23 protein-coding genes are annotated in these 25,839 nt (G+C 69.5%); 13 read left to right on the plus strand and 10 right to left on the minus strand.

Annotated features, from left to right (window positions below):
- Positions 1-238 precede the first annotated feature (238 nt).
- The 3 genes from ACLFRB_RS09050 to ACLFRB_RS09060 all read left to right on the plus strand — a co-directional run bounded on the left by ACLFRB_RS09050 (position 239) and on the right by ACLFRB_RS09060 (position 3,059).
- Positions 239-1,234, plus strand: coding sequence for a phosphoribosyltransferase (locus ACLFRB_RS09050; RefSeq protein WP_411068689.1), 996 nt, complete (start codon positions 239-241; stop codon positions 1,232-1,234).
- 181 nt (positions 1,235-1,415) lie between these two features.
- On the plus strand, positions 1,416-1,733 hold the full coding sequence (locus ACLFRB_RS09055) for a c-type cytochrome (RefSeq protein WP_411068690.1): 318 nt from the start codon (positions 1,416-1,418) through the stop codon (positions 1,731-1,733).
- 12 nt (positions 1,734-1,745) lie between these two features.
- Positions 1,746-3,059 (plus strand): FCSD flavin-binding domain-containing protein, encoded by a 1,314-nt coding sequence (locus ACLFRB_RS09060; RefSeq protein ID WP_411068691.1) that lies wholly within the window; start codon positions 1,746-1,748, stop codon positions 3,057-3,059.
- A 72-nt stretch (positions 3,060-3,131) separates the two neighbouring features.
- Here ACLFRB_RS09060 and ACLFRB_RS09065 read toward each other — a convergent pair whose 3' ends face one another.
- From ACLFRB_RS09065 to ACLFRB_RS09085, 5 genes are all read right to left on the minus strand, one after another.
- Positions 3,132-3,464, minus strand: coding sequence for a hypothetical protein (locus tag ACLFRB_RS09065; protein ID WP_411068692.1), 333 nt, complete (start codon positions 3,462-3,464; stop codon positions 3,132-3,134).
- A gap of 25 nt (positions 3,465-3,489) precedes the next feature.
- Complete coding sequence (locus ACLFRB_RS09070; protein WP_411068693.1) at positions 3,490-3,741, minus strand: hypothetical protein; 252 nt, start codon at positions 3,739-3,741, stop codon at positions 3,490-3,492.
- 22 nt (positions 3,742-3,763) lie between these two features.
- On the minus strand, positions 3,764-4,240 hold the full coding sequence (bfr, locus tag ACLFRB_RS09075) for a bacterioferritin (protein ID WP_411068694.1): 477 nt from the start codon (positions 4,238-4,240) through the stop codon (positions 3,764-3,766).
- Positions 4,241-4,412: 172 nt separating this feature from the next.
- Positions 4,413-5,267, minus strand: coding sequence for an ion transporter (locus ACLFRB_RS09080; protein WP_411068695.1), 855 nt, complete (start codon positions 5,265-5,267; stop codon positions 4,413-4,415).
- Between the two features lie 47 nt (positions 5,268-5,314).
- On the minus strand, positions 5,315-7,372 hold the full coding sequence (locus tag ACLFRB_RS09085; RefSeq protein WP_411068696.1) for a TonB-dependent receptor family protein: 2,058 nt from the start codon (positions 7,370-7,372) through the stop codon (positions 5,315-5,317).
- A gap of 202 nt (positions 7,373-7,574) precedes the next feature.
- On the opposite strand from ACLFRB_RS09085, the gene ACLFRB_RS09090 reads away from it, so the two are divergent.
- A complete protein-coding gene (locus ACLFRB_RS09090) occupies positions 7,575-8,066 on the plus strand; it encodes a protease complex subunit PrcB family protein (protein WP_411068697.1) in 492 nt (163 codons plus the stop codon).
- Positions 8,067-8,204: 138 nt separating this feature from the next.
- Positions 8,205-8,471 (plus strand): DksA/TraR family C4-type zinc finger protein, encoded by a 267-nt coding sequence (locus ACLFRB_RS09095; RefSeq protein ID WP_411068698.1) that lies wholly within the window; start codon positions 8,205-8,207, stop codon positions 8,469-8,471.
- A gap of 33 nt (positions 8,472-8,504) precedes the next feature.
- Here the strand turns inward: ACLFRB_RS09095 and ACLFRB_RS09100 are convergent, their stop codons facing one another.
- Positions 8,505-9,728 carry a GNAT family N-acetyltransferase gene (locus ACLFRB_RS09100; RefSeq protein WP_411068699.1) on the minus strand — a complete coding sequence of 408 codons (1,224 nt, stop codon included), beginning with the start codon at positions 9,726-9,728 and terminating at the stop codon, positions 8,505-8,507.
- Between the two features lie 307 nt (positions 9,729-10,035).
- Between ACLFRB_RS09100 and ACLFRB_RS09105 the strand changes: the two genes are divergently transcribed.
- Entirely contained in the window at positions 10,036-10,335 is a 300-nt protein-coding gene (locus tag ACLFRB_RS09105) for a YrhK family protein (protein WP_411068700.1), read from the plus strand.
- Between the two features lie 63 nt (positions 10,336-10,398).
- Here the strand turns inward: ACLFRB_RS09105 and ACLFRB_RS09110 are convergent, their stop codons facing one another.
- Entirely contained in the window at positions 10,399-10,812 is a 414-nt protein-coding gene (locus ACLFRB_RS09110) for a secondary thiamine-phosphate synthase enzyme YjbQ (RefSeq protein WP_411068701.1), read from the minus strand.
- A 136-nt stretch (positions 10,813-10,948) separates the two neighbouring features.
- Between ACLFRB_RS09110 and ACLFRB_RS09115 the strand changes: the two genes are divergently transcribed.
- The 7 genes from ACLFRB_RS09115 to ACLFRB_RS09145 all read left to right on the plus strand — a co-directional run bounded on the left by ACLFRB_RS09115 (position 10,949) and on the right by ACLFRB_RS09145 (position 20,505).
- Positions 10,949-12,025, plus strand: a complete 1,077-nt coding sequence (locus ACLFRB_RS09115) for an efflux RND transporter periplasmic adaptor subunit (protein WP_411068702.1) — start codon at positions 10,949-10,951, stop codon at positions 12,023-12,025.
- The gene (locus ACLFRB_RS09120) at positions 12,022-15,153 is read left to right on the plus strand and encodes an efflux RND transporter permease subunit (protein WP_411068703.1); all 3,132 of its coding nucleotides are present in this window, start codon (positions 12,022-12,024) and stop codon (positions 15,151-15,153) included. Before ACLFRB_RS09115 ends, ACLFRB_RS09120 begins: the two co-directional genes overlap by 4 nt.
- Positions 15,154-15,280: 127 nt before the next feature.
- The gene (locus tag ACLFRB_RS09125; RefSeq protein ID WP_411068704.1) at positions 15,281-17,362 is read left to right on the plus strand and encodes a HelD family protein; all 2,082 of its coding nucleotides are present in this window, start codon (positions 15,281-15,283) and stop codon (positions 17,360-17,362) included.
- A gap of 678 nt (positions 17,363-18,040) precedes the next feature.
- Positions 18,041-19,030: a hypothetical protein gene (locus tag ACLFRB_RS09130; protein ID WP_411068705.1), complete on the plus strand. Its 990-nt coding sequence runs from the start codon at positions 18,041-18,043 to the stop codon at positions 19,028-19,030.
- A gap of 17 nt (positions 19,031-19,047) precedes the next feature.
- A complete protein-coding gene (locus tag ACLFRB_RS09135; protein WP_411068706.1) occupies positions 19,048-19,575 on the plus strand; it encodes a GTP-binding protein in 528 nt (175 codons plus the stop codon).
- Between the two features lie 47 nt (positions 19,576-19,622).
- Positions 19,623-19,994, plus strand: a complete 372-nt coding sequence (locus tag ACLFRB_RS09140) for a roadblock/LC7 domain-containing protein (RefSeq protein WP_411068711.1) — start codon at positions 19,623-19,625, stop codon at positions 19,992-19,994.
- Between the two features lie 100 nt (positions 19,995-20,094).
- Positions 20,095-20,505 (plus strand): hypothetical protein, encoded by a 411-nt coding sequence (locus ACLFRB_RS09145; RefSeq protein WP_411068707.1) that lies wholly within the window; start codon positions 20,095-20,097, stop codon positions 20,503-20,505.
- Between the two features lie 165 nt (positions 20,506-20,670).
- Here the strand turns inward: ACLFRB_RS09145 and ACLFRB_RS09150 are convergent, their stop codons facing one another.
- From ACLFRB_RS09150 to ACLFRB_RS09160, 3 genes are all read right to left on the minus strand, one after another.
- Positions 20,671-22,251, minus strand: coding sequence for a metallophosphoesterase family protein (locus ACLFRB_RS09150; RefSeq protein ID WP_411068708.1), 1,581 nt, complete (start codon positions 22,249-22,251; stop codon positions 20,671-20,673).
- A 222-nt stretch (positions 22,252-22,473) separates the two neighbouring features.
- Positions 22,474-23,979, minus strand: coding sequence for a protein adenylyltransferase SelO (locus tag ACLFRB_RS09155; RefSeq protein ID WP_411068709.1), 1,506 nt, complete (start codon positions 23,977-23,979; stop codon positions 22,474-22,476).
- A 117-nt stretch (positions 23,980-24,096) separates the two neighbouring features.
- A complete protein-coding gene (locus tag ACLFRB_RS09160; RefSeq protein WP_411068710.1) occupies positions 24,097-25,722 on the minus strand; it encodes an aspartate:alanine exchanger family transporter in 1,626 nt (541 codons plus the stop codon).
- Between the last annotated feature and the right edge of the window lie 117 nt (positions 25,723-25,839).

A 25,839-nucleotide genomic window follows, 5' to 3' on the forward strand; every position in this document is an offset into this window, starting at 1 on the left:
TGTTTTACAGATCCTCCGGCGCAACTTGGCAAAATTGACCTTTGCTGCCGACAAAAATCATGACAACCGATTCTCCCCTTTTTTGTTTATTTCTGTTGTGTCTACACTGAACCCCAAAGGGAAACGTAAATGGCTGGAAGGCCCCTTTTCAGTCCCGTTTTGGCGCCGACCAGCACTCTTTGCCCCCGTCCCGAACCTGCCAATGGATCCTCCAGCACCGCTGCCCGAGGAGCCGACCATGCAGTACAAGAACGTATCCGACCTGAGCCGGGACCTTTTGCACAGCTCCCCGCGGATACCAAGAGACGTGGACTTGGTGGTCGGCATACCACGGAGCGGCATGTTGGCGGCGAGCCTGCTCGCCACCCAAAGGAACCTGCCCCTGATCGATATCGACGGCTTCCTCGGCGGAGCGGCGCCTTGGTTCGGGGACACCAAGATCATGCCGCCCCATCTACGCTTCGGCACCAGCTGGGAGGCCCGCCGCCCCCTGGTCTTGGACGATTCCATCCTGAGCGGGGGCTCCATGGCCAAGGTGACCGAACGCCTCGTGGCCTCCGGCCTCCGGCCGTGGTGCCTGACGGCCGCGGTCTATTACGACCCCGCCTCCCGCTACGACCTCGACCTGGGCCTGATTCCCCTCGATCCCCCCCGGGTCTTCGAATGGAACCTCATGCACAAGGACCTCCTGAACCAGGCCTGCGTGGACATTGACGGGGTCCTGTGCCGGGACCCGACCCCGGAGGAGAACGACGACGGACCCAGGTACCGGACGTTTCTGGAACGGGTACCGGCCTGGCACGTCCCGAGCCAGACCATCGGGTACCTGGTCACCAGCCGCCTGGAGCGCTACCGGGGAATCACGGAACGGTGGCTGCGGGAAAACGGAATACGGTTCAACCACCTGTACATGATGGATGGGCATTCCGCGGAGGAACGGGGCCACGAAGAGCACCTCGCCCACATGAAGGGCCGGATCTACAAGCGGCTCGACGCCAGGCTGTTCATCGAGAGCTCCCATCAGCAGGCCGTGAAGATCTGCCGGATCTCGGGCAAGGCCACCCTATCCTACGAGAAGGGGGAGATTCTGTGTCCCGATGGCGTCCGGGGGATGCTCGCCAACGGCCATACGGGGGCCCGGCAGGGCTATTGGACGCGCCACATCCCCGAGCCGGTGAAGTACCTGTACCGCAAATGCTTTCTTCCCTTAAGCATGGCCCGGCACGGTCCCTAGCGTGCCGGGTCCAGCCCCACTGCCAAGCTGGCAGGAGGACTGTCATCTTGTCGTGACACTTGGGCGCGCCAATGGGTCCTGATCCAAGCGGACCCCTTGGGAGCGGCTCTCCGTACACTCGGCACAGTCCTTGTATGGCGCCAGTACGACCCCCAATCGGGCCGCGCCCAAGGAGGTATCCATGCGGAGCAACAAGACGGCAATGGCGGCGTGCCTGGCGGGCCTCCTGGCCCTGCCGGTCGCGCACGCTCGAGCCGAGGGGCCCATAAGCGCGGGCGAGGTAATGGGCAACAGCTGCCTCACCTGCCACGGCAGCAAGGGCCAGGGACCGGGCTCCATGCCCTCCATCCGGGACTTCACCGAGGAGGGGCTGGTGAACAAGCTGATGACCTTCCGCGAGGGCCGGGACGAGGACGCCACGGTCATGGAACGGCATGCCACCGGGTACAGCGAGGAGCAGATCCGGGCCATCGCCGCCTACATCGCCAACCTGGACTGAGGAGGATCCGACATGGCCGGCAACAATTCCGCGAACGGTAGCTGGACGCGGCGCCGGGTCCTGCAGGCAGGGGGCGCCGCTGGCCTGTGGGCGGCCCTCGGCGGACCCGCCGTGGGGGCCGCCGAACGCTCCGGGTCCAAGCGCGTGGTGGTGGTCGGCGGCGGGCCCGGCGGCGCCACCTGCGCCAAATACCTGCGTAAGTACGACCCCTCCGTGTCGGTGACGCTGGTGGAGCGCAACGCCCATTACTACACCTGCTTCGGCGGCAACTGGTACCTGAGCGGCTTCCGCGAGCTGGACAGCCTGCGCCACAGCTACAGTGCCCTGGAAAAGGAGCATGGCGTCCAGGTGGTCCAGGACACCGTCACCGGGTGGGACGCGGAGAAGGGCCGGGTGGAGCTGGCCGGGGGCGAGGCCCTGGACTTCGACCGCCTGGTGGTCTCTCCCGGCATCGACTTCCGCTGGGAAGAGGTGGAAGGCATGGACGAGGGAGACACCGAAGAGGTGCCCCACGCCTGGGAAGGGGGCGAGCAGTACCGCATCCTGCGGCGCCAGCTCGAGGCCATGGAGGACGGCGGGACGGTGGCCGTGTGCCCGCCCGCCAACCCGTTCCGCTGCCCGCCCGGACCCTACGAGCGGGTCAGCCTAATCGCCCACTACTTGAAGGAGCACAAGCCCCGCTCCAAGGTCCTGGTCCTGGACGCCAAGGACAAGTTCTCCAAGCAGGGCCTATTCGAGGAAGGCTGGGCCGAGCTCTACGGGGACATGATCGAATGGGTGCCCGGCTCCGAGGGCGGCGTCATCGACCGGGTGGAGCCCGGGGCGCGCAAGGTCCTGACTCAGGAAGGCTTCGAGGAGCACGAGGTGGACGTGCTCAATGTGATCCCGCCCCAGCGAGCGGGGCGGATCGCCCGGGAGATGGGCCTCACCGACGATTCCGGGTGGTGCCCCGTGGACCAGCGCACCTTCGAATCCACGGTCCAGCCGAACGTCCACGTCATCGGCGACGCGGCCATCGCCGGGGACATGCCCAAGTCCGGCTTCGCGGCCAACAACCATGGCAAGATGACGGCGGCCGCCATCGTCTCCCGGTTCCGGGGCCACGACATGCCGGACCCCTCCCTGGTCAACACCTGCTACAGCCTGGTGGGTCCGGAGTACGGCATCAGCGTGGCCGCCGTCTATCGCTACGAGGACGAGGAGCTGCGCAGCATCGAGGAGGCCGGTGGCGTGAGCCCCAGCGACGCCGACAGCTTCTTCCGCATGCGCGAGGCCCGCTACACCCGCGGCTGGTACGAAGCCATCGCCGACGACATCTTCGGCTGAGGCGCGCCCGAAAGGCGGAAGGGGCCTCCACGGCCCCTTCCCGGCCCTCCCTCAAACTTTCCGGCGGCCCCCTCAGTCGTCCTCCCCGCTCCACTTGTAGCTCTCCACCACACCCTCCTCGCGGAACTGGATCTCCAGGGTCTTGAGCCGGGCGTCGGACATTCCCGGAAGGGTGCCCCGGCCGTGGTAGTAGACCCACTCCTCCAGGCGCGTGCCGTCGGGCTGCACGGACTGGCCCGTGCTCACCGGCTCGCCGAGCCAGCGCCGCACTTCCGTACGCTGCGTCTCGCCCACCTCGACCCGTTCCTCAAAGGTGGCAAGCTGGAAGTCCCTGCCGATATCCACGGCGGCGCAGCCGCCCAGCAGCAGCGCCGCCCCGAGGAAAACCGTGATCCCCATGCGCATTGCCGCCTCCCTCTCCTGTGCGTGATCAAGCCCCCGACAGGGGCGGCCGCCCCCTCCCCGGGCCGGCGTCGAACAGCCGCAGCGCCCAGCGGCCCGTGGCCTCCTCCCGGCGCAGGATGAAGATCCCGCCGTCCCCGGCCCGCACCTTGAGATACAGGTAGCCGCAGCCCGGCCAGCGATCGAGCACCGCCACCACCTCCTTGCGGCTTCGCCCGAGGAAGAAGGCCCGGGGCGCCTGCTCCGGCGCCGTACCGGGCTCTACGGTGACCTCCCGCATCGACCTGTCCGGGGGCCGGGCCCTACCCCGCCGATTCCATCTGCGTCTGCAGGTAGTTCTGGAGGCCCACCTTGTCGATAAGCTCAAGCTGGGTCTCCAGGAAATCCACGTGCTCCTCCTCGTCGTCCAGGATGCGCTGGAACAGGTCCTTGGAGACCTCGTCGCCGTTGTCGCGGCAGTAGACGATGGCCTCCCGAAGCAGAGGAATGGCGTCCTGCTCCAGGCCCAGGTCGTTGCGCAGCTGCTCCTGGACGTCCTCGCCCACCCGCAGCTTGCCGAGGTCTTGGAGGTTGGGGAGCCCCTCGAGGAACAGCACGCGGTCCATGAGCTCCTCGGCGTGGTGCATCTCCTCGATGCTCTCTTTGCGGGTCACCTCCGCCAGCTTCTTCAGGCCCCAGTCCTCGCACATCTTGGCGTGCATGAAGTACTGGTTGATGGCGGTGAGCTCGTTGGTGAGCACCCGGTTCAGGTAGTCGATGACCTTGGCGTCGCCTTTCATGGGAGTCAGCTCCTTTCTGGGGTCCGGGAGGCGTCCCGGACGACCACCAGCCGCGTCGAATTCTTCCGGCTATCGCGGCAAGGGTATATCTTCCGCCTTCCTCCGGGAAACCGCCGATTTCTGCTGGCTGACGGCCACTGTCGCCGTAGGGGATCGCCGCCCCGGAGCCGGGTCAGTCCCGTTCCTCGGCCCCCTGCCCGCCACCGGCCATGTCCCGGCGCAGGAGCCGCAGCTCCTCGCGCAGGGAGGCCAGCTCCTCCTCGATGGCGGCCCGCTCCCGGGCCCCGATCTCGCCGATCTCCTCGCGCTCCTCCTCCCATTCGGCGGCGTGCAGCTTCTGCATGGAGTCCACGATGAGGGCCATGAACAGGTTGAGCACGGCGAAGCTGGTGACGACGATGAAGGGCACGAAGAACAGCCAGGCGGAGGGATAGACCTCCATCACCGGGCGGACGATGGCCTCGGACCAGCTCTCCAGGGTCATGATCTGGAACAGGGTGTACATGGAGATGCCGATGTGGCCGAAGTCGTCGGGGAACCGGTCGCCGTAGAGCTGCGTGGCCATGACCGCCGCGACGTAGAAGATGAGCAGCAGCACGCCGATGATGGAGGTCATGCCGGGCAGGGCCGCCAGCAGAGAGCCCACCACCGAGCGCATCTGCGGCACCACCGTGGTCAGCCGCAGCACCCGCAGCACCCGGAGGGCGCGCAGGACGGCGAACTGCTCGCCGGCGGGGATCACGGAGATCGCCACCACCAGGAAGTCGAAGACGTTCCAGCCGGAGCGCCAGAACGCCCCACGGAAGGCCGCCAGCTTGGCGGCGATCTCCACCACGAACACCGCCACCACCAGGCGGTCGAGCACGTACAGGAGCCCGCCGGCGGCCTCCACGGCTCGCTCGGAGGTCTGCAGGCCCAGGGTGACGGCGTTGATCAGGATGAGGGCGGTGATGACCCGCTGCACGCGGGCGGACTCGACCCAGCTGCCCAGCTGGGCCCGCCAGTTGGGTCGGGTAAGGGTCGTCATGCGGCTCTCCATGGTCGATAAAACGGGCGCCGGCAGCGGCCAGCGCCTCAGAAGCCCACCTCCACCCCCGCGTAGGCGGTGCGGCCCGGGGCGGGCTCGAAGTAGCCGGGCCCCGTGTTCACGCGGACATTCGCCACGTAGTCGGCGTCGGCCAGGTTCTCCACCCCGCCGTACAGGGTCAGGAGCCGCTCCCCCGGCAGGGGCCAGCGCAAACCGGCGCGCAGGTCGGCGACGGTGTAGGCATCCACCTCCGCCGTGTTGGCGTTGTCGGCGTAGGTGGGGCCGGCATGGCGCAGCCCGGCCTCGGCGAACCCCCGCTCCCAGGACCGGCGCAGGGTCAGGCCGGCGTGGTAGGGGGGCAGGCCCGGGATCTCGTTGCCGGCAGAGTCCTCGCCGGCGCGGTCGCGGAAGCGCGTGAACTGGTAGTCCGCCAGGGTGAGCGCGGCGCGCAGATTCCAGCCGGCGGCGGGCTCCAGCTCCAGTCCGGCCTCCAGGCCCTCGCGGCGGGTGGCCCCGGCGTTCTCGTAGAAGGTGCGGCCGTCCCGCTCGAAGGGCACCAGCTCGTCGCGCACCCGCACCGAGAACAGGGCCAGGTCGTAGGCACCCAGGGTCCCCACCGGCCCGCGCACCCCCAACTCCCGGTTCACCGCCCGCTGGGGCTCCAGGTCCGGGTTGAAGCCGCCGCCCCCGGCCGGGTCGGCCAGCTCTACGAAGGTGGGGCTCTCGAAGGCGGTGGTCAGGTTGGCGTAGAAGGTATGGTCGCCCACGGCGTGGGTCAACCCCAGACCGACGCTGGTCTCGGTGAAGGTGCGGGCGCCGGAGTCGTCCACCGGATCGGCGAGGTGGTCGTCGATGGCCAGGCGCAGACGGTCGACGCGCAGGCCCAGGGTAATCCCCGTGGCGTCCGTGACCGCCATACCCACCCGGCTGAAAAGGCCCGCAGCGGTGGCGGTCTGGCGCTCGTCCACCGTCTGCTCGCGCACCGTGCGCTCCTCGTCCACCACGTGGCGCACCCGGTCGTCCTCCTGGCGGTCCACGTCAACGCCCACCACCCCTTCCACCGGCACGGCTCCCCAGGTGCCCTCGTCGGCGTACTCCAGCCGCGTACCATAGAACCACCGCCGGTAGCCCACCCGGTTCTCGGCGGCCGGCTCCCCGTCCTGCTCGAAATAGAACGGCAGCTGCTGCTCGAAATCGCGCCGGCTGGCGAAGGCGCGCGCGGTGAGCTCGCCGGGCAGGCTCGCCGGGTCGGTCCACACCGCGCCGAGGTCCTGCTGGTCAACGCTCTGGCCGGCGTCCAGCGTGACGGCGTCCGGGTCGGCCTGACCGGGATCGGCCTCCAACTCCTCCCGGGTCAGGCCGCCGGGATCCTCGGCGAAAGGGGTGTCCATGGCCCCGGCGATGAGGCGCAGCTCGCGGCCGCCGGCGAAGCGCCCCGTGGCGCTGCCCCGAGCGAGGTACTTCTCCGCCGCGCTCTGCTCCCGGTGGCCGTCCTGCGCGAAGGCCGTGGCCGAGGCGTGATAGCCCCAGTCGCCGCGGGTGCCGCCGGCCCGCACGTTGGCCTTGCGCATGGCGTGGGAGCCCGCCTGCAGCCGCACCACCGGGCTGCGCTCCATGGCGAAGCCCTCGGCCGTGCGTAGGTCGATGACCCCGCCGGTGGCGTTGCCGTAGAGCACGGAGGCCGGCCCGCGGCGCACCTCCACCGATTCCACGGCGTCCAGGTCCACGGTGTCCACCTGGGACTGGCCGTCGGGCAGGGTCAGGGGCAGGCCGTCCTGGCGCAGCCGCAGGCCCCGGATGCCGAAGGCGGCACGGGCGCCGAACCCCCGCGAGGAGATGCGCAGCCCCTGGGCGAAGTTGTGGCGGTTCTGGAAATACAGGCCGGGCACCCCCTCCAGCCCCTCGTCCAGGGTCCGCCCGGGCCGGCCGGCGCGCCGCTCCTCCCCCTCCACGCGGGTCACCGCCGCCGGGGTCTCCGCCAGCGGCCGTTCCAGGCGCGGGGCGGTGACCGTCACCGGCTCCAGGGTTTCCTCGTCCTGGGCGCCGGCAGGGGACATTGCCAGCAGCCCCGCCAGCAAGGCACTGAACGGTATGCGAGGTTCCACAAGGCTCCTCCGGTCGGCCCGGGCCTGGGGGCCACCGGGCCGGGCGCGAAAGAACACCACGATGCAGCAACAAGGAGTCTCCAGGAACCCTCGGAAGCCGGTGGCATGACCGGGGCACCTTGCGGTGGTTCCCCGCCTTGTGGAGGATCCCCGGAGGATACCTTGTGCGGACAGGGGCGGACACGGCGAAAGGATAGGGGCCATGAGCGGGTGGTGGAAGACCCTCGGCCGGGGGCTGGCCCTGGCCGTCTGGCTGGTGCCGGGGGCCGATGCGGCCCTGGGCGGGGGCGTTCCGTTTCGGGAGCCGGTCTGGATGATGCGGGGGTCCCAGTGCGGCCCCGCGGAGCCCACCGCGGTCCGGGTCCCGGCGGACGGGAGCGACGCGACGGGCTTCGATCTGTCCGGCCTGGAGGTTCAGGAGGCACAGGGGACCGGCACCCTGGTCGCCATTGGCGGGGGCACCCGGTCCACCGGCGGCTACCGCCTGGCCCTCGACGAGTCCGCCGTCACCCGGCAAGGCCGAACCCTCAGGGTTCGGGTAACCGTCCGGGCGCCCCCGGAGGATGCCATGGTAACCCAGGCGCTCACCCGGCCCTGCGGGGTGCTGCGGCTGCCGGAGGGCGGGGGCCTCGATCGCGCGGAGGTGCGTTTGGGGGAGCGCACTTGGCGCTTCCCCCTCGGCGCCGAACCGTGAGCCCCTGGGAACCCGAAGGGCCGGGAGCCGTCTCACAGGAACAGGCTCCGGCCGCGGTCGCGCACCGGAAACCCCTCCCCTCCGGGTGCGCGGCCGGGACCTGGGGCCTCCTTACAGGCTTCCATGAAGGAGGGGGACATGGCCGGCGGCTGGGCGAAGGACGGCGACATCCAGCAGCAGATCGAGGATACCGTGGAGGACGAGCTCCTCCGGGTCCGCAGCCAGCTCCCCGAGGGGGAGAGCCTGGGGCACTGCGAGGAATGCGGGGCGGAGATTCCCCCGGCCCGCCGCGAGGCCATCCCGGGGGTGCGGCTTTGCGTCCCCTGCCAGTCCGAGCGGGACGCGAAGCAGCGGCCCCACAGCCACTTCAACCGGCGCGGCAGCAAGGACAGCCAGCTGCGCTGAAGCCCGATCGTCCCCGCCCCTCGGGCCCCGCCCTCAGCCCGCCTTCCCGGGCACCAGGCTGCGCAGCCGCCGCTTGGCCCAGCTCCCGCCGATGTTCCAGCCCCCCTGCACGATCCCCTTGGGGGTGCGGGGGTTGAAGGCGCGCAGGCCCCAGCGCTCCCGCCGGTGGGTCATCCATTTCCGTTTGTAGGGCTCGTCGCCGATCAGGTAGTCCACCTCCCGGACCCGGTCCTCGTCCAGGACCCGCTCCATGAGCCGGGCGGTGAGGATGGTCCCGGGGGAGAAAGCCTTCAGGTCCTCGTCGAAGCACAGGTTGTGGATGTAGGCGGTGCCCCGGTGCACCGCCCACAGCTGCGCGGCGGCGGGAGTCCCCCCCAGCCAGGCCACGCCCAGACGCAGCCACCCGCGCTCGGCGCAACGGCGCATCCATTCGGCGGTGACGTGGAAATTCGGATCCGGACGCTTCCAGCTCCGGTTCCAGACCCGTTCATAGGCGGAGATCCCCTCCTCCAGACCCCGGGGGGAGTCGTAGATGGCCAGCCGGCCCCCCGGCTGGCGCAGGAACTGCCGGGTCTTGCGGCGCACGGTGTTCCGCAGGGAGGAGGGCCGATCCGCCATGTATCGATCGAAGGTCACGCCGTCCGTGGGCAGATACCAGTTCCCGTAGCAGTAGTACTCCTGCACCCACCAGCCCCGGTTCCGGAGGGCGGCGCGGAGGGCCCCGTACCACGGCCGGGTGGGGTCCATCTTGTCCAGGCCGATGACGTCCCAGCGGGGACGCTCCGCGCTGACGGTGTCCACGAAGGACTCGGCCAGTTCCGTGGCCTCCCGGAAGGGCTGGTGCCGGATGGGGCCGAAGAGCGGCGAATGGGGATGGGAGAGCTCCTCCAACCGCCGGCCAGCGGCGCCCCCGACGGCCCGCATAGGAAACGAGGCGTCGGGCATGGAGGGGCTGTCCGTGGAACGCACCGAATAGAGCACCGGGCTCCCGACCAGGTCGACGACGCGGCTCAGGTTCAGGAACCAGGCGGGCTCCAGAAACAGGTCCGACTCGTCCGCATCGTGGCCCTGCTGCGTCAGCCCTCGCAGGGCGGTTTGCCAGTCCCCCTCACGGTATCCCCGCAGCCTGCGTCCTGTCTCCGGGGAGGCATCGCGGGCGACCGCGTCCCGGCCGGTCCCGTCCAGGACCCCCTCCACCTCCAACAAGCCGTTCTTTTCGAGGAAAACCGCCGTTTGTTCTTCGGCAGAAGAATCCATGCGCCACCCCATTTTCTTTGATATGAACGTTTTCCCGGAATCCCTAAAAAGTCCTGTCCTTTCTGCAAATGCAACCTTGATACCAAAAAATAAAAATATCTAAATCAACAACTTATAATAATGCAAACTGTATTGAATATACACCGACGCCTCCCCTGTAAAAGGTTTTGACGTTTTTGTCCGGATCCCTGTCCGGACCGCGGCGTCCCGTAAAGACCGCCGACACCTGTTCCGGAACGTTGCGGCCACTGCGCCTTCCCCTTTATAGGGGGGAGGTATACCGCACAGGATCGACAGGAGGATCGCCGTGGCCCGTAAGCATGTAGAAGAGGTCAGGAGTCGGGAGGGGGAGCCCGAGCTTGCCGTTCGGCTCGGCCGGGAGGAGCTGCTCATCCGTAACCGGTATCAGGTCGCCAGCATGCTCAACGATTTCCTCATCGGGCTCTGGTTCCTGCTGGGCAGCATCGCCTTTCTCTGGCAGGCCTGGCAGGAGGCGGGGGTCTGGCTGTTCATCCTGGGCAGTGCCCAGCTGCTCGTTCGGCCCCTGATCCGGCTCTCCCACCGGTTTCACCTGAAGTCCGTACCTCCAGGTCGGTGGGAGATGTAGGGGCATCGGGGCGGCTGGGGAAGGCTGGTCCCCTTGGGGACAAAAAATTTGCGGGCGTGGACGTTAGTCGAAGCCATCCGCCAGCACGGTGCAGACCACCGACCGCCGCTGGCGCGGCCCGTCGAACTCGCAGAGGAACAGGCCCTGCCAGGTGGACAGGCCCAGGCGGCCGTCCATCAGAGGGATGGTCTCGGAGGGGCCCACCAGGCCGGACTTCAGGTGAGAGTCGCCGTTGCCGTCCTGGGCGTCGTGCTCCCACACCCCGCGCGGAATCGCGTCGCGGAGCAGCCGGACCACATCGCGGGGGACGCTGTCGTCCCAGTTCTCCTGGATCATAATCCCCGCGGTGGCCCCCTGCACGTAAACCGACACCAGGCCGTCCGGGGGCCCGCATTCCCGCACCACGCCCTCCACCTGCAAGGTGATGTCCACCAGCTCCTCGCGGTCGTGGGTGGCGACCTCGATGATGCGGCGCATGGCTTTCTCCCTTCGTGGCTCGCCCAACCCCCAGGATAGCAACGCTGCCACAGGCACCAGGAACGGTCGCGCCCCGGACATTTGACCGCTCGGTAAGCCCGCCGCGAGAATGAAGTTCCGGACACCGGAGACTGTCATGCCCCGCATCCCCCGCCGCCCCCTCGTCATCGCTGCCGTCCTCCTCGTCGCGGCGGCGTGGATCCTCTCCGGCCTGCTCACCCGCCCCGGCCCCGGGCCCGAAAGACGGGAGGAGCCCCGGCCGATGACCGTGGGCGTGGCCGAGCGCCGCGCCGAGCCGGTGGAGGAACTGCTGGTCCTCCAGGGGGACGTGGAGCCGGATCGCCACATGGTAGTCCGCGCCGAGACCGCCGGGCAGGTGGCCGAATGGGCCGTGCCCCGCGGCGCCCGGGTGGCGGAGGGGGACCTCCTGGCCAGGCTCAAGATGGACGATCGGGAGGCCCAGCTCCGCCGGGCCGAGGCCCGGCTCGCCGGCGCCAGGAGCGACTACGAGGCCACCAAAGCCATGGCCGAGGACAACTTCATCGGCGAGCTGAATGTGGCCGTGAAGGAGGCGGAGCTGGAGGCGGCCCGGGCCGAGGTGGAGGCGGTGCGCCTGGACATCGAGCACACCCGCATCAAGGCCCCCATGGGCGGGACCGTGAACCGCCGCATCGCCGAGCGCGGCGACTTCCTGCAGTTGGGGGGCCAGGTGGCCGAGATCGTGGTCAACGACCCGCTGCTGGCCGTCGTGCAGGTCCCCCAGCACCGCGAGGGCGACGTGGAGCCGGGGCAGGAGGCGCGCATCCGCTTCCTGGACGGCCGCCGCGCCGAGGGCGAGGTGACCTTCGTCGCCCCGCTGGCCGACCCCGCCACCCGCACCTTTCGCCTGGAGGCTACCTTCCCCAACCCCGACGGCGACCTGCCCTCGGGGATCAGCGCCGAGGTGGTGATCCCGGTGGCGGAGACGAAGGCCCACCGCGTCTCCCCCTCCCTCCTGGTCCTGAACGACGACGGCGAGCTCGGGCTGCGGGCCGTGGAGGACGGCGAGGTGGTCTTCCATGAGGCGGAGATCATCCGCGCCGACGAGCAGGGGGTCTGGGTCACCGGCCCGCCGAATGCGCTGACCCTGATCACCGTGGGCGGCGGCTTCGTGCGGGCCGGGGAAACGGTGCACACCGAGGCCGCCCCCGCCCCCGGCGAGGGCGGCCCGTGAGGGCGCTCATCGCCGCCGCCGTGGGCCGTGCCCGGGCGATCCTCCTCCTGCTGGGCATCCTGCTGGTGCTGGGGGCGATCTCCTACGCCACCATCCCCAAGGAGGCGAGCCCGGAGATCGACATCCCCATCTACTTCGTCACGGTCCCCTACCCCGGCATCACCTCCGAGGACGCCGAGCGCCTGCTCCTCCGCCCCCTGGAGCGGGAGCTACAGTCCGTGGCCGGCCTGGACGAGATGCGCTCCTGGGCCGGCGAAGGCTTCGCCATGCTGCGGTTGGACTTCGAGCCCGGCTGGGACAGCGGGCGGGCCATGGCCGACGTGCGCGAGCAGGTGGACCAGACGGAGCCGGAGCTCCCCGAGGAGGCCGAGGAGCCCCAGGTGGCGGAGGTGGACGTCTCGCTGTTCCCGGTGCTCACCGCCACCCTTTCCGGCCCCGTGGACGAGCGAACCCTGCTGGAGACGGCCCGCGACCTGCGCGACCGCCTGGAATCCCGGCCGGGCATCCTGGAGGTGGACATCGGCGGCGAGCGCGAGGACGTCATGGAGATCCTCGTGGACCCCCTCGTCATGGAGTCCTACAACCTCTCCTACGCCGACCTCACCGCCGCCATCCAGCGCAACAACCTCCTGGTCACCGCGGGCAGCATGGACACCGGCGCCGGACGCATCTCCGTCAAGGTGCCCGGCACCATCGAGGGCCCCGACGCGGTGGAGAACATCGCCCTGCGCAGCCGCGAGGGCACGGTGGTGCGGGTGGGGGACGTGGCGGAGGTGCGGCAGACCTACAAGGACCCGGACAGCTTCGCCCGCGTCGACGGCAACCCGGCGCTGTCCCTGGAGATCCGCAAGCGCAGCGGGGCCAACATCCTGGAGGTGGTGGACGAGGCCCGGGCCGTCATCGAGGAGGCCCGGCAGCGGGCCCCCGAGGCCCTGGACGTGCGCTACCTGCAGGACGCCGCCGAGGACGTGGCCGACTTCCTCGGCGACCTGGAGAACAACGTCATCACCGCCGTCCTCCTGGTGGTGCTGGTGATCGTCGCCGCCCTCGGGGTGCGCGCCTCCCTGCTGGTGGCGGTGGCCATCCCCGGGGCCTTCCTCGGCGGTATCCTGGCCCTGGACCTGCTCGGCTTCACCCTCAACCTGGTGGTGCTGTTCTCTCTCATCCTGGTGGTGGGCATGCTGGTGGACGGCGCCGTGGTGGTGGCCGAGCTGGCCGACCGCCACATCGCCGGGGGCCAGCCGCGCCAGGCCGCCTACCGCGACGCCGCGGCGCGCATGGCCTGGCCGGTGACCACCGCCATCGCCACCACCCTCGCGGTCTTCTTCCCCATGCTCTTCTGGCCCGGCGTGGTGGGCGAGTTCATCGTCTACCTGCCGGCCACGGTCATCGCCACCCTGCTGCTGTCCCTGGCCATGGCGCTGATCTTCGTCCCCACCCTGGGCTCGGTGGCCGGGCCCCGGCGGGCCCTCAACCCCGTGATGACGCGCCAGATCCGGGCCGCCGAGGCGGGACGCTGGGAGGAGCTGGGGCGGGTCAACCGCGCCTACGTGGACACCCTGGCCGCGGCCTGCCGCCGCCCCGGGCGGACCCTCCTGGCGGTGGCCGCGGTCACCGCCGCCGTCTACACCGCCTGGGCCGCCCACGGCCGGGGCGTCTCCTTCTTCCCCGACATCGAGCCCCGCTTCGCCCAGATCCAGATCCAGGCGCGTGGCGACCTCTCGGTGTGGGAGGCGGACGACCTGGTCCGCCGCGTCGAGGAGCGCATCGCCGGCACCGCAGGCATCAAGACGCGCTACGCCCGTACGCTGGTCTCCCAGCAGCGTCGCCTGGAGGGCGACCTCGCCGAGGACGTCATCGGCATCATCCAGCTGGAGCTCACCGACTGGCGCACCCGCCCTCCCGCCACGGCAATCCTGGAAGCCCTCCGGGACCGGCTGGCCGACCTCCCCGGACTGAAGATCCAGGTGCGGGAGCAGGAGCGCGGCCCCACCTCGGGCAAACCCGTGGTGGTGGAGGTCCGCGGCGAGGACGAGCAGCGGCTTACGGCGGCGGTGGAGGAGGTGCGCCAGCGCATGGAGGAAGCGGGCGGATTCACGGACGTGGAGGACGACCGCCCGCCGCCGGGGGTGGAAGTGGAGCTTCGGGTGGACCGCGAGGAGGCCGCCCGCCACGGGGTGGACATCGCCCTGCTCGGCCAGGGCCTGCAGACCCTCACCGAGGGCACCCTGCTGGGCACCTACCACCCCGAGTTCACCGACGAGGCGGTGGACATCCGGCTGCGGCTGCCCACGGACGCCCGCCATCTGCAGCAGCTCGCCACCCTGCGCCTGCCCACCGAGCAAGGCCTGGTCCCCCTGCGCAACTTCGCCGAGCTGGAGCCGGTCCCGGCCACCGGACTCATCAAGCGCCGGGACGCCAACCGGGCCCACACCGTGGAGGCCGACGTGGCCAGCGGAGAGCTGGTGGACGAACGCCTCTCCGCCCTGGAGCGGACCCTGGCCGAGGACCCCCTGCCCGGGGAGGTGGACCACGCCTTCCGGGGCGAGCGGGAGGACATGGCGGAGTCCACGGGCTTCCTGACGTGGGCCTTCTTCTTCGCCCTGGCCCTGATGGTGGTGATCCTGGTGACCCAGTTCAATCGCTTCACCCAGGCCGCCCTGGTGCTGTCCGCCATCCTGTTCTCCACCGCCGGGGTCCTGGTGGGGCTGCTCCTGCGGGGCGAGCCCTTCGGCGTCGTCATGAGCGGCATCGGCACCCTGGCCCTGGCGGGGATCGTGGTGAACAACAACATCGTCCTTATCGACACCTACAACGTCCTGCGCCGGGAACAGGGCCTGTCCGCCCTGGAGGCGGCCCTGCGCACCGGGGCCCAGCGCGCCCGCCCGGTGATCCTCACCGCCGTGACCACGATCCTGGGGCTGGCGCCCATGGTCTTCGGCCTCACCATCGACTTCGTGGGCCGCGACTTCCACATCGGCGCCCCCTCCACCCAGTTCTGGACCCAGCTGGCCACCGCCATCAGCGGCGGGCTGCTGCTGGCCACCCCCCTGACCCTGTTGTTCACCCCGGCCATGCTGGTCTGGCTCGACCGGCGCCGGGACGGGGACGAAACCGCCTCCGCCTGAGCCCGGCCCGTTCCCGTCCCCCCCTTGGCCCCAACGGCCCGGGGCCCGGCTTTGACCGACCCCGGCCCCAACTGGATAATTCGCTCCCTCTTGCACCCACCCTCCGAAGACCGACCGCGCCTGGCCCATGACCGACCCCGACGCCGAGCCGACCGCCGCCGAGCTCGAGGAGCGCAGCCACCTCGCCGAGGTGCAGGCCCGCCTGCGGCGCGCCCTGGGCGCCCTGGACGAGCGCCTCGACGGCTACGCCCGGGAGATCCGGGAGCAGAAGGAATACCTGTGGGACAGCCGGGGGGACATGGACCACGCGGAGAAGGTGGCCGCCCGGGAGCAGGTCCAGCAGTCGGTGCGCACCGGCGAGGCCGTACAGGAGCGCCGCAAGCGCCTCCAGAAGCTCCGGCGCTCCCCCTACTTCGGCCGCTTCGACTTCGTCGCCGCCGGCGCGGCGGAGCCGGAGCCCGTCTACATCGGCATCCACCACTTCCACGACGACCACGACAAGACCGACGTGGTCCACGACTGGCGGGCCCCCATCGCCAGCCTGTTCTACGACTACGAGCTCGGCCCGGCGCGCTACGAGTCCCCCACCGGGCAGGTGGCGGGGGAGGTGCGGCGCAAGCGCCAGTTCCGCATCGCCGACGGCGAGATGCAGCTGATGATCGAGAGCTCCGTCAACGTGGTGGACGACGTGCTGCAGGAGGAGCTGGCCCGCGCCTCCGACGACGGCATGAAGAACATCGTCGCCACCATCCAGCGCGACCAGAACGCCATCATCCGCGACGACCAGGCCGGCGTGCTGGTCATCCAGGGCGTCGCCGGCTCCGGCAAGACCTCCATCGCCCTGCACCGCATCGCCTACCTGCTGTACCGCTTCAAGGACACCCTCTCCTCCGAGGACATCCTCATCATCTCGCCCAACCGGGTGTTCGCCGACTACGTCTCCAACGTGCTGCCGGAGCTGGGCGAAGAGGACGTGGACGAGATCGGCATGGAGGACCTGGCCGACGAACTGCTGGGCGGCCAGTACCGCTTCCAGACCTTCTTCGAGCAGACGGCGGAGCTGCTGGAGAAGGACGACGATGAGCTGAAGCGGCGCCTGCGCTACAAGGCCTCCCCGGAGCTCCTGGACCAGCTGGGCCGGTACGCAGCCGAGGTGGAGGAGAACCGCTTCCAGGCCGAGGATCTGTGGATCGCCCGCCGCCTGGTGCCCGGCTGGGTGCTAGAGGAGGCCTTCCGCAAGCACCGGTCGCTGGGCACCAAGGAGCGCATCAAGCAGGTGGCCTCGGAGATCGAGAAGCGCATCGGCCTGGAGTACAACTACGACCTGCTGCCCGAGGAGCGCAAGCAGCTCAAGGAGGCCGTCCAGGGCATGGTCCGCCAGTCCACCCTGCGCGAGACCTACAAGGCCTTCTTCGACTGGATCGGCGCCCCGGAGCTGTTCCGGCCGGCGAAGAACGGACGGCTGGAGTACGCGGACGTCTTTCCGCTCATCTACCTGAAGCTGCGCCTGGAGGGCATCCGCTCGCCCTACCGCACCATCAAGCACCTGCTTATCGACGAGATGCAGGACTACACGCCGGTGCAGTACGCGGTCATCGCCCGGCTGTTCAGCTGCAACATGACCATCCTCGGCGACGCCCACCAGTCGGTGAGCCCCTACAGCTCCTCCAACGCCGAGGAGATCCGGAACGCCTTCTGGTCGGCCTCCCGCGTCACCCTGAACAAGAGCTACCGCTCCAGCTACGAGATCACCCGCTTCGCCCAGCGCATCCTGCCCAACCCGGACCTGGAGGCCGTGGAGCGCCACGGCGACGAGCCCGAGGTGATCGCCTGCCGGACCCGCAAGGCGGAGAACGGGGAGCTGTGCGCACGGGCCGAACAGTTCCTCGCCTCGGACCACAACACCCTCGGCGTCGTCTGCAAGACCCAGCGGCAGGCCAAACAGGCCCACAAGACCCTGACCGAGGCGGGCCTCCCGGCGCACCTACTCTCCGAGCAAAGCCGCTCCTTCGCCCCGGGGGTCATCGTCTGCACCGCGCACATGGCCAAGGGCCTGGAGTTCGACCGGGTCCTCGTCCCCCAGGCCACCGCCGACAACTACCGCACCGAAATGGACCGCCACCTGCTGTACGTGGCCTGCACCCGGGCGCTGCATGTGCTCACCCTGACCCACACCGGCGCCCCCACCCCCTTCGCCCAGAATGGGTAATCCACCCACCCCTGCCGCAGCCGCCCTGCCCCCGCCCGCAGCTTCCGACAACCGCCCACCCCCGCATCTACCGTGCCCTCGAATAGGGCTCCCTGTCCTTTTTCCGGCTCTCGTTTTCCCAACCAACGCCGAAGCAGATTTCAAGAATTCCCTTATATTTAAAATTTCTCATTCAAATTCTGTTATTGAATTTTATCAAATAATCCTTTACCAAATAGACCGCCTGGAAAGATAAAAGGGGATAACTTCGAAACTGCCTTCCAGGCTCGTTTTCGCGCTCCGCACATCCCGAACCGGGGGGATAAGGGATGCCTCGACTTACCTACATGGCAGGTTCAGCCATTTTCCAACGTTTGTTTTTCAAAACCTCTCCCTGTCTTCCGGAATCTGGCCTGTGGGTCGGCCTCCATACCGCCACACCATCCTGGCCCAGCCCCCGAACCAGGGCCGGATTCCGGAATAAATCCTGGCCATTCCGCAAGTTATGCCCAAATTCCAGGAAGGCCGAAGGACTGTCCAAAAAGCGGATGACAACCAATATAAAATTGGTATCATTCGCCCCCGGTTTAAACCCGACCCCAAAAATCGGAAATAAACACGCAGACCCGGTCGGACCGACCGAATCCGGGCGGCCCGGATTCGGGAGGCAGGAGGCCTAGCATGCCGAAGGAAATCCGCGTGGGAACGAGAGGCCTGCGGGAGGAAGCCCTCCGCACCCTGCCCCTGTTCCTCCAACGGGTCGCCCTGGAGCGGGAAGGGGAATGGCGGCTCGTATCGGGGGAGGAGCCGGCCGATGTCCTGCTGGTGGACATCGACCAGGAGGGGCCTTCCGAAGGGCCCGGAGCCACGGCCTCGCAGGAGGACGCCCCCGTGGTCGCGGTGTCCGGAGACCCCGGCCGGCTGCCCCCGGGGCAACCGGGGCTGGTGTACCCCCTACGGGCGCAGGAGCTGGCCGAGGCCCTGCTCCGCAGCGCCGGCGCGGAAGTCTCGGAAACCCCGGAGCCGGAGAGCCCCGCCGGGCTTTCCCAGCCGGTTCCGGGGAACGAGGGCAACCCCCCGGCCGGGCCCTGCAGCCGGAAGGTGGCCGAGCTCATCGAGCCGCTGCGCAGGGAGCCGCCGGGCCCGGATCTCCGCCTGGACCTGGCGGATGGCCATTACCTGGCCGTCAGCCCGGAGAAGGGCTACTTCGTGACCACCCTCCACACCGGGGGATTCGCCCATCTGTGCCCCGACCTGACGCAAAAGGAGTGGCAGCCCATCCGTGAAGGCCTGCCCGAGGAAGTCGGGCACCGGGGGCCCATCGCCCAGCTGGAATGGCTCCTGGCCTATTTCGGAGCGCGGGACGGGCTGCTGCCCCAGATCCCCCGGGACGCCGGGTTCACCCTCCAGGCCTGGCCCGACTATCAGGTGGTTCCCATGGCGGCCAACAAGCCCCGGGTCTGGGCCTATCTGAAGGGACACGCGGCGGACGCCGGGACCATCACCGAGGCGACGGGGGTGGATCCGGGGGAGGTGCTCGGCTCCCTCAACGCCGGCTGGCTGGCGGGAGCGGTCCGCTCCGCCCCGGTGACCACCACCGGCCCGGACACGAGCAAGGGCGGTAGCGCCCGGACCGAGGTCATCGGGAAGATCCAACAGCGCCTCGGTCTCCAGCCGGGCGGCGAATAGCCAGGAGGAGGAAGCACTTGTCCGAGATCAAACTGGTCTTCGCCGGGCCCACGGGTGCAGGGAAGACCGAGGCCATCTCCCAGATCAGCGAGAAGCCGCCCCTGAGCACGGACCTCTCCGCCTCGGACGAGGTGGCCCTGCAGAAAGCGACCACCACCGTGGCCATGGACTTCGGGGAGCTGACCCTGCCGGGCGGAGAGAAGCTCCACCTCTACGGCACCCCCGGCCAGGAGCGGTTCGCCCATATGTGGCCCATCCTGGCCCGCGGCAGCCTGGGGATCATCCTGCTCATCGACCACACGGCCAGGGATCCGGCCGGGGACCTGGAGCTCTACCTTCGCTCCTTCCGGGACCTCATCGAGGAAACCGGGATCGTGATCGGGGTGACGCGGAGCGACCTCGCCCCGGAGCTGGATGCGCAGCCCTACTACGACCGGCTGGCGGAGCAAGGGCTCGACTCCCCCGTGCTGTTCGTGGACCCGCGGGAGCAACAGGACGTTCTCATGCTGGTGGACACGCTGCTGGCCCTGCTGGAATTCCAATAACCCCCTCTAGGACCCCCCACGCCAAAGAGGACAAGCCATTGAGCACTGTGGGCGAGCACGAGGGCTACCAGGCCCGCCTGAAACAGCTTCTAGAATCCCAGACCGAGGTGACGGGCGCCGTCATCGCCACCGAGGACGGCCACGCCCTGGCCGGCTACAGCCGGCGCGACCTCCCAGGCGAGCGGATCGCCGCCATGAGCAGCTCCCTGGTGGGCCTGGGCGGCACCATGGCGCACACCGTGGGCCAGGGCGACAACGAGTTCGTCATCGTCCAGAACAACGACGGCTACGTGGCCACCCTGCGCATCGACAACCGCCACCTGCTGACCGTGGCCGCCAAGGCCGGAATCAATCTGGGCATGCTGCTGACCCTGAGCCGCAATACCGCCAAGGACCTGGCCGCGATGGTGGACGGATAACCCTCCGCCGCTCCGGAGCCAACGGCCCCCTGCGCAGGGGCAGATTCATACCCGGGGGGAAGGCCTTCCCCCAGCCCATGCCACTTAGGAGGACGCACCAATGGCGGGAAGCCTGAACGACGTTACCGAAGAGATGCTGGAGCAGGTGGACGAGGCCCTGGGCGTGGCCGTGGTGGACCTGAACTCCGGCCTGCTGCTGTCCGTGGCCCACAACGTGCCCTACTTCACCCAGAGCTACCTGGACGCGGTGGCCGCGGCCGCCGTGGACATGTTCCGGGGCAAGACGGTCAGCAACGTGGAGAACCTGATCGCCCAGCAGCGGGGCGAGGAGCCCAAGCGCCACGTCGAGGAGGTGCAGATGGGCACCACCCACACCCACCACGTCATGTCCGTGGTCCCCGACAAGCCCAACGCCCTGCTGGTCCTGATCACCAGCAAGAAGGCCAACCTGGGCATGGCCTGGGCGGCGATGAAGAACAACCTGCCCAAGGTGGCGCCCTACTGCCCCTGAGGGGCCCGGGCGCGCGCCTCTTGCAGGGTATTGAAAAACGTCGAGAGGAAGGCCGTATGCAAGGCGCACACCGCGCAGCGACTGAGGCATACCAATCAGGTAGGTGAAGGAGCGAGCAGTGCGCAACGCAGCAGACGGCCTCCGCAACAGTTTTTCAGCAGCCTGCTAGCGCCCGGTACGCAGGCGGTCCAGGAGGGGCGGGGGAAAGCCCTGCTCCTCCATTTCCGCAAGCACCGGGTCCATGTCGTAGCGCACCCGGTGGAAGTCCAGATGCCCCGTTCCGGGATCGAAGGTGGCGAACGCCGCCCCGGGGCTCTTGTCCCGAGGCTGCCCCACCGAGCCCGGGCAGACGAGGCAGTGCCGCCATTCGCGCAGATCCTGCCCCTCCTCCCCCGAAAACCCGTCCGTTCCCTCCGGCGTCCGGAAATAGGTGCCCTGGACGTGGGTATGCCCGTGGAAGCAGATGGGCACCCCGCGGTCCGCGAGCTCGTCCAGGTTGGCCTCGTAGGTCATCCGGTAGACGTAGCCGTGGAAGAAGGTGGGGTCCCGCGGCGCGCCGTGCAGCGCCAGCCAGTCCTCCCCCTCCAGGCAGCAGGGCAGATCGTCCAGCCAGCCCTTGGCCTCCTCGCCCAGCACCTGGCGGGTCCACTCGATCACCCAGTAGGCCGTATTGGAAAAGCCCTTGCGGGACTGGCTATTGGCCGCGGCGTGGTCGTGGTTGCCCTTGAGGAGGGTCAGCCCCGAATCGCGCAGGAGCTCGATGCACCCCAGGGGATGGGGACCGTAGCCGACCACATCGCCGAGGACGATGCCCCGGGAGATGCCTTCCGCCTCCAGGTACGCCAGCACCGCCTCCAAGGCCGGGCGGTTGGCGTGGATGTCGGCGAGGATGGCCAGGACCTCGGAGCCGGCAGGCTCGGTTTCCCCGGTCTGCCCGGCGGCGGCCACCCGGGCCCGGAAGGAAGGATGCCCGGACTGGACCCCCGCCACCAGGGCCGCCCGTCGCTCCGCCTGCTCCTCGTTGGCCACGAACAGGCGGTTGAGCCGCTGGGCCAGGACCCGCAGCCAGTGGGGGTCGCTGAAATGCCGAAGCACCCCGCACCCCAGGTCCTCGCCCAGGGCGGACAGTTCCTCCGTCCCCAGGTCCAGGGGCAACCGGATCCAGTTGCCCAGCGCCTCGGCAAGGGACCGGAAATCGTCCCAGTCGTAGGTGTCGTCGTCGAGGTAGTACAGCCGTCCCTGGCGATCCCGACCGAAATTCGACAGGCCTTCGTCGAGACGCTTCCCCGTCCCCGTGACCGCCTCCAGGTAGACCTCCAGCACCTGCCCCAGAATCCGGCGCTGATCGTCCCCCCCCATGGACGGCAGGGCCTGATGCAGGGGATCGAGGAGCGGGGCGACGTTGCCGACCCGGTTCTCGCCGTCCACCCGGGCCAGGAACCAGGTCTTGGCGGGATGGTGCAGCCCCAGCGCCCGCTCGCCGTCCAGGGCGTGTCGGGCCCAGCGCCGGGCGGTCTCCCAATCCAGCTCCAGATCCAGCCGGACCTTGGCAACCCGCCCGTCCCCGCACACCACCCCCGTACCCGGCCGGCCCGTAAAGAACTCCCCGCGCCCCAGCGGCTCGGGGGCCTCCCGGCCCAGCAGCTCGGCGATCACCGCATCGGCGACCGCCTCCGCGGGGGCGACGGCCCCCACCACCTCGACGCGCTCCACCCCGGGGGGAGACAAGGGCTCAAATTCCGACATGAGGTTCCATCCGCGCTCCCCTGGACGGCGATCCGGACCTGCATTCCCAGCCCGAATCTACCAGGGCGCGGGCTTGATACCGATACCTTCCGGATCTTTTTCAAACCGGAAGCCCCCGGCCCCGACGATCCGGGGAGGCACTGGAAAGGAACCCGTGCGATGGGCCCACCGGCTTACGACGCCCGGTCGCGAACCCCACTTCCGGGCCTGCCCCCGGGCCCCTCAGGTGCCGCAGAAGGTCTGCGCCACCACCTCCTCGGGCCGGGGGGGTCGGGCGAGGTGCTCGTAGCCGGGGTGGTCGGCGTAGGGATCGGTGAGGACGGCGAGCAGGTCGTCGATGGGCCGGAGATCGCCCTCGTTCATGGCCGCTTCGATGGCCTGCTCCACGCGGTGGTTGCGGGGGATGTAGGCGGGGCTCACCGCGCGCATGGCCGCGCGGCGGGCGGCATCGTCGCTGTCCTCGGCGGCGAGGCGCTGGCGCCAGGCCGCCGCCCAGGCGTCGAAGGACTCCGGGTCGGCGAACAGCGCGCGCACGGCCTCGTCGGCCTCCCCGGGCTCGCGCTTCAGGTCGGCGAGGCGGCGGAAGGTGAGGGTGAAGTCCGCCCCCTGCACCGCCATGCGGGCGAGCAGGTCCAGGGCCAGGTCCTCGTCGCCGTCGCGCTCCTCCATCAGGCCCATCTTGCGGCGCAGGCCGGCGTGGTAGCGGGCGTTCAGGCGGTCCTGGAAGGGATCGAGGACTTCGTGGGCGGCCGCCACGGCGGTGTCCGGGTCGTCGGAGATCAGCGGCAGCAGGGTCTCGGCGAGGCGCGCCAGGTTCCACTGCGCGATCTTCGGCTGCTGGTCGTAGGCGTAGCGGCCGTGGCGATCGATGGAGCTGTACACCGTGGCCGGGTGGTAGTCGTCCATGAAGGCGCAGGGGCCGTAGTCGATGGTCTCCCCGGCGATGGAGACGTTGTCGGTGTTCATCACGCCGTGGATGAAGCCCACCAGCAGCCAGTCGGCGACGAGGTCGGCGGTGCGGTCGGCCACCGCCCCGAGCAGCGCCTTGTACGGCTGCGCGGCCTCGGCCAGCTCCGGGTAGTGGCGCCCGATGACGTAGTCGGCCAGGGCGCGCACGGTGTCCAGGTCGCCGCGCCGGAAAAAGTACTCGAAGGTGCCCACCCGCACGTGGCTGGCCGCCACCCGCGTGAGCACCCCGCCCGGCTCCACCTGCTGGCGCAGCACGGGGTCGCCCGTGGCCACCATGGCCAGGGCGCGGGTGGTGGGGATGCCGAGGCCGGCCATGCCCTCGCTCACCAGGTACTCGCGGATCACCGGACCCAGCGAGGCGCGGCCGTCGCTGCCGCCGCGCGAGAACGGCGTGCGCCCCGAGCCCTTGAGCTGGACGTCGCGCCGCACCCCGGCGCGGTCCACCACCTCGCCGAGCAGCACCGCCCGGCCGTCGCCGAGCCGGGGCACGAAGTTGCCGAACTGGTGCCCGGCGTAGGCCAGCGCCAGAGGCGTGGCGCCCTCGGGGACGCGGTTGCCGGCGAGGACCGCCAGGCCCTCCGGGGCGGCCAGGGCCTCGGCGTCGAGGCCGAGCTCCTCGGCCAGCTCCGCGTTGAGGCGCAGGAGCTGCGGCTGGGAGACCCCGGTGGGCCCCACCCGGGCGTAGCAGGCCTCCGGCAGGCGCAGGTAGCTGTTGTCGAGCGCCAGCGGCTCGGCGGCGGTGGTTTCGGCTTGGCTCAAGGTGCTCGCCCCGTTTCCGGACCACCGTGGCGGCCCGGATCTATTCCCGAGTATTCAGGTAAAGAAACACCCCCGGATTGTGCGGGTCCCGGGCGGCGGATTCAATGGGCCGGGCCGTCAGCCGCCGGCCCCCAGGGCCGCCAGGGCCAGGTGCATGCCCTGCACCAGGGCGATCACCAGGATCAGGGCCACGGGATAGACGGAGGAGTAGGCCACGATGGGGCGCTCCGAGCTGTCCACGCGGCGGATGATGTCCAGGCCGGGGGTGAAGGTCATGCCCCCGCAGATGACGCCGAAGCACTCGCTGATGGGGATGCGCAGCAGGTAGTGGCCGATCAGAAAGCTGCCGGCCATGGGCACCACCGCCAGCAGGAGCGCGTAGAAGGCGTAGTAGACGGCCTGGAAGTCCAAAGACTCCACGAAGCTCTGGCCCGTCTCCAGGCCCACCTGGACGAAGAACAGGGCCAGGCCCAGCTCCTTGAGCACCGCCGTGGCGTTGCGCGGAAAGCGGCCGATGAAATTGCCGATGCGGCCGAAGTGGCCAAAGATCAGCCCGGCCACCAGGGCGCCGCCGGCGATCCCCAGGGAGAAGGGCCCCAGCCCGGGCAGGGGCACCACCAGGCCGCCGAGGGCGAAGGCCAGGAACAGGATGGCGGCCAGCGAGCCGATGTCCACCCGCCGCTGCACGGTGTGGTGCTCGTGGCCCAGGAACAGCTCCAGCTGGTCCAGCTGGTAGGGCGTGCCCACCGCCACCACCACGTCGCCGTAGGCCAGGGTCTCGTCCTCGCTGGGCACGAACTCCATGTTGGCGCGCATGACCCGGGTCAGGGAGGCGTTGAAGCGCAGGCGCAGGCCCAGGTCCCGCAGGGACCGGTTCACCACCGCGGTGTTCTCCACCACGATGGAGCGGGTGTCCAGCTCGGCGTGCTCGTCGAAGGCCTCCTGGACCTCCTCGCCGATGGCCCGGCCCACCGCCGCCACCTCCTCGGGCACCCCCTCCAGGCGCAGGATGTCGCCCTTCTGCAGCACCGAGCTGCCGCTGGCGGAGCGCACGGACAGGCCGCGCAGGATGCCGGACACCGCCACGTCGTGCTGCTGGAACAGGTCCACGTCGCGGATCAGCTTGCCGTGGAGCTCCTCGTTCTCCAGCTTGTACACCGCCGCGTGCAGGCGGCTGCGGCCCCGGAGCTCCGCCGCCATCTTGTCGCGCAGGAGGCGGACGGCGATGCTGATGAACAGGATCACGCCGATCAGCCCGAAGGGATAGCCCACGCCGTAGCCGAAGATGACCTCCTGCTCGGGGCTGAACTGGAGGGCGCTGATGAGCGCCGGACTGGAGGTGAAGGCCCCGGCGAACAGCCCCAGCCCCACCCCCACGGGGATGCCGAACAGGGCGATGATGGCCACCGTGTTGACGCCGGAGATGGCCAGCAGCACCAGGACGTTGGTGATGAAGCGCCGGCCGTGCTGCTTGAAGGCCCGGAAGAAGCTGGGCCCGGCCTCCAGGCCCACGCACAGCAGGAAGAGGACGATGCCCAGATCGGCGAGGATGGGCAGCGGATCGAACTGGTAGAAGTAGCCCGCCACCATGGCGGCGATCAGCACGCCGCTGGAGCCGAAGCCCACGCCCTTGATGGTCAGGTTGCCGAAGGCGATGCCGATCAGGATCAGCAGGAAGGTGATGACCAGGTCGGACTTCTGGAAGAAGATCTGGATGGGGATCAGGACATCGGCTTCGGGCATGGGGGCCTCGGCTCGCCAGCTGGGGATCGGGCAAAAAGCCCGTCACCCCACAGGTTAGCAGGTTCCGGGGCGCAGGCCATTCCCAGGGAGCCTTCGGGGGACAGCCGGGACGGGTTA

This window comes from Thiohalorhabdus sp., from assembly GCF_046545655.1.
GTDB lineage: Bacteria > Pseudomonadota > Gammaproteobacteria > Thiohalorhabdales > Thiohalorhabdaceae > Thiohalorhabdus.

Excerpts from the sequence above, each read along its gene's own strand:
- ACLFRB_RS09050 (WP_411068689.1), top strand. The coding sequence starts at position 239 with ATGCAGTACAAGAACGTATCCGACCTGAGCCGGGACCTTTTGCACAGC.
- ACLFRB_RS09055 (WP_411068690.1), top strand. The coding sequence starts at position 1,416 with ATGCGGAGCAACAAGACGGCAATGGCGGCGTGCCTGGCGGGCCTCCTG.
- ACLFRB_RS09060 (WP_411068691.1), top strand. The coding sequence starts at position 1,746 with ATGGCCGGCAACAATTCCGCGAACGGTAGCTGGACGCGGCGCCGGGTC.
- ACLFRB_RS09065 (WP_411068692.1), bottom strand. The coding sequence starts at position 3,464 with ATGCGCATGGGGATCACGGTTTTCCTCGGGGCGGCGCTGCTGCTGGGC.
- ACLFRB_RS09070 (WP_411068693.1), bottom strand. The coding sequence starts at position 3,741 with ATGCGGGAGGTCACCGTAGAGCCCGGTACGGCGCCGGAGCAGGCGCCC.
- bfr (WP_411068694.1), bottom strand. The coding sequence starts at position 4,240 with ATGAAAGGCGACGCCAAGGTCATCGACTACCTGAACCGGGTGCTCACC.
- ACLFRB_RS09080 (WP_411068695.1), bottom strand. The coding sequence starts at position 5,267 with ATGACGACCCTTACCCGACCCAACTGGCGGGCCCAGCTGGGCAGCTGG.
- ACLFRB_RS09090 (WP_411068697.1), top strand. The coding sequence starts at position 7,575 with ATGAGCGGGTGGTGGAAGACCCTCGGCCGGGGGCTGGCCCTGGCCGTC.
- ACLFRB_RS09095 (WP_411068698.1), top strand. The coding sequence starts at position 8,205 with ATGGCCGGCGGCTGGGCGAAGGACGGCGACATCCAGCAGCAGATCGAG.
- ACLFRB_RS09100 (WP_411068699.1), bottom strand. The coding sequence starts at position 9,728 with ATGGATTCTTCTGCCGAAGAACAAACGGCGGTTTTCCTCGAAAAGAAC.
- ACLFRB_RS09110 (WP_411068701.1), bottom strand. The coding sequence starts at position 10,812 with ATGCGCCGCATCATCGAGGTCGCCACCCACGACCGCGAGGAGCTGGTG.
- ACLFRB_RS09115 (WP_411068702.1), top strand. The coding sequence starts at position 10,949 with ATGCCCCGCATCCCCCGCCGCCCCCTCGTCATCGCTGCCGTCCTCCTC.
- ACLFRB_RS09125 (WP_411068704.1), top strand. The coding sequence starts at position 15,281 with ATGACCGACCCCGACGCCGAGCCGACCGCCGCCGAGCTCGAGGAGCGC.
- ACLFRB_RS09145 (WP_411068707.1), top strand. The coding sequence starts at position 20,095 with ATGGCGGGAAGCCTGAACGACGTTACCGAAGAGATGCTGGAGCAGGTG.
- ACLFRB_RS09150 (WP_411068708.1), bottom strand. The coding sequence starts at position 22,251 with ATGTCGGAATTTGAGCCCTTGTCTCCCCCCGGGGTGGAGCGCGTCGAG.
- ACLFRB_RS09160 (WP_411068710.1), bottom strand. The coding sequence starts at position 25,722 with ATGCCCGAAGCCGATGTCCTGATCCCCATCCAGATCTTCTTCCAGAAG.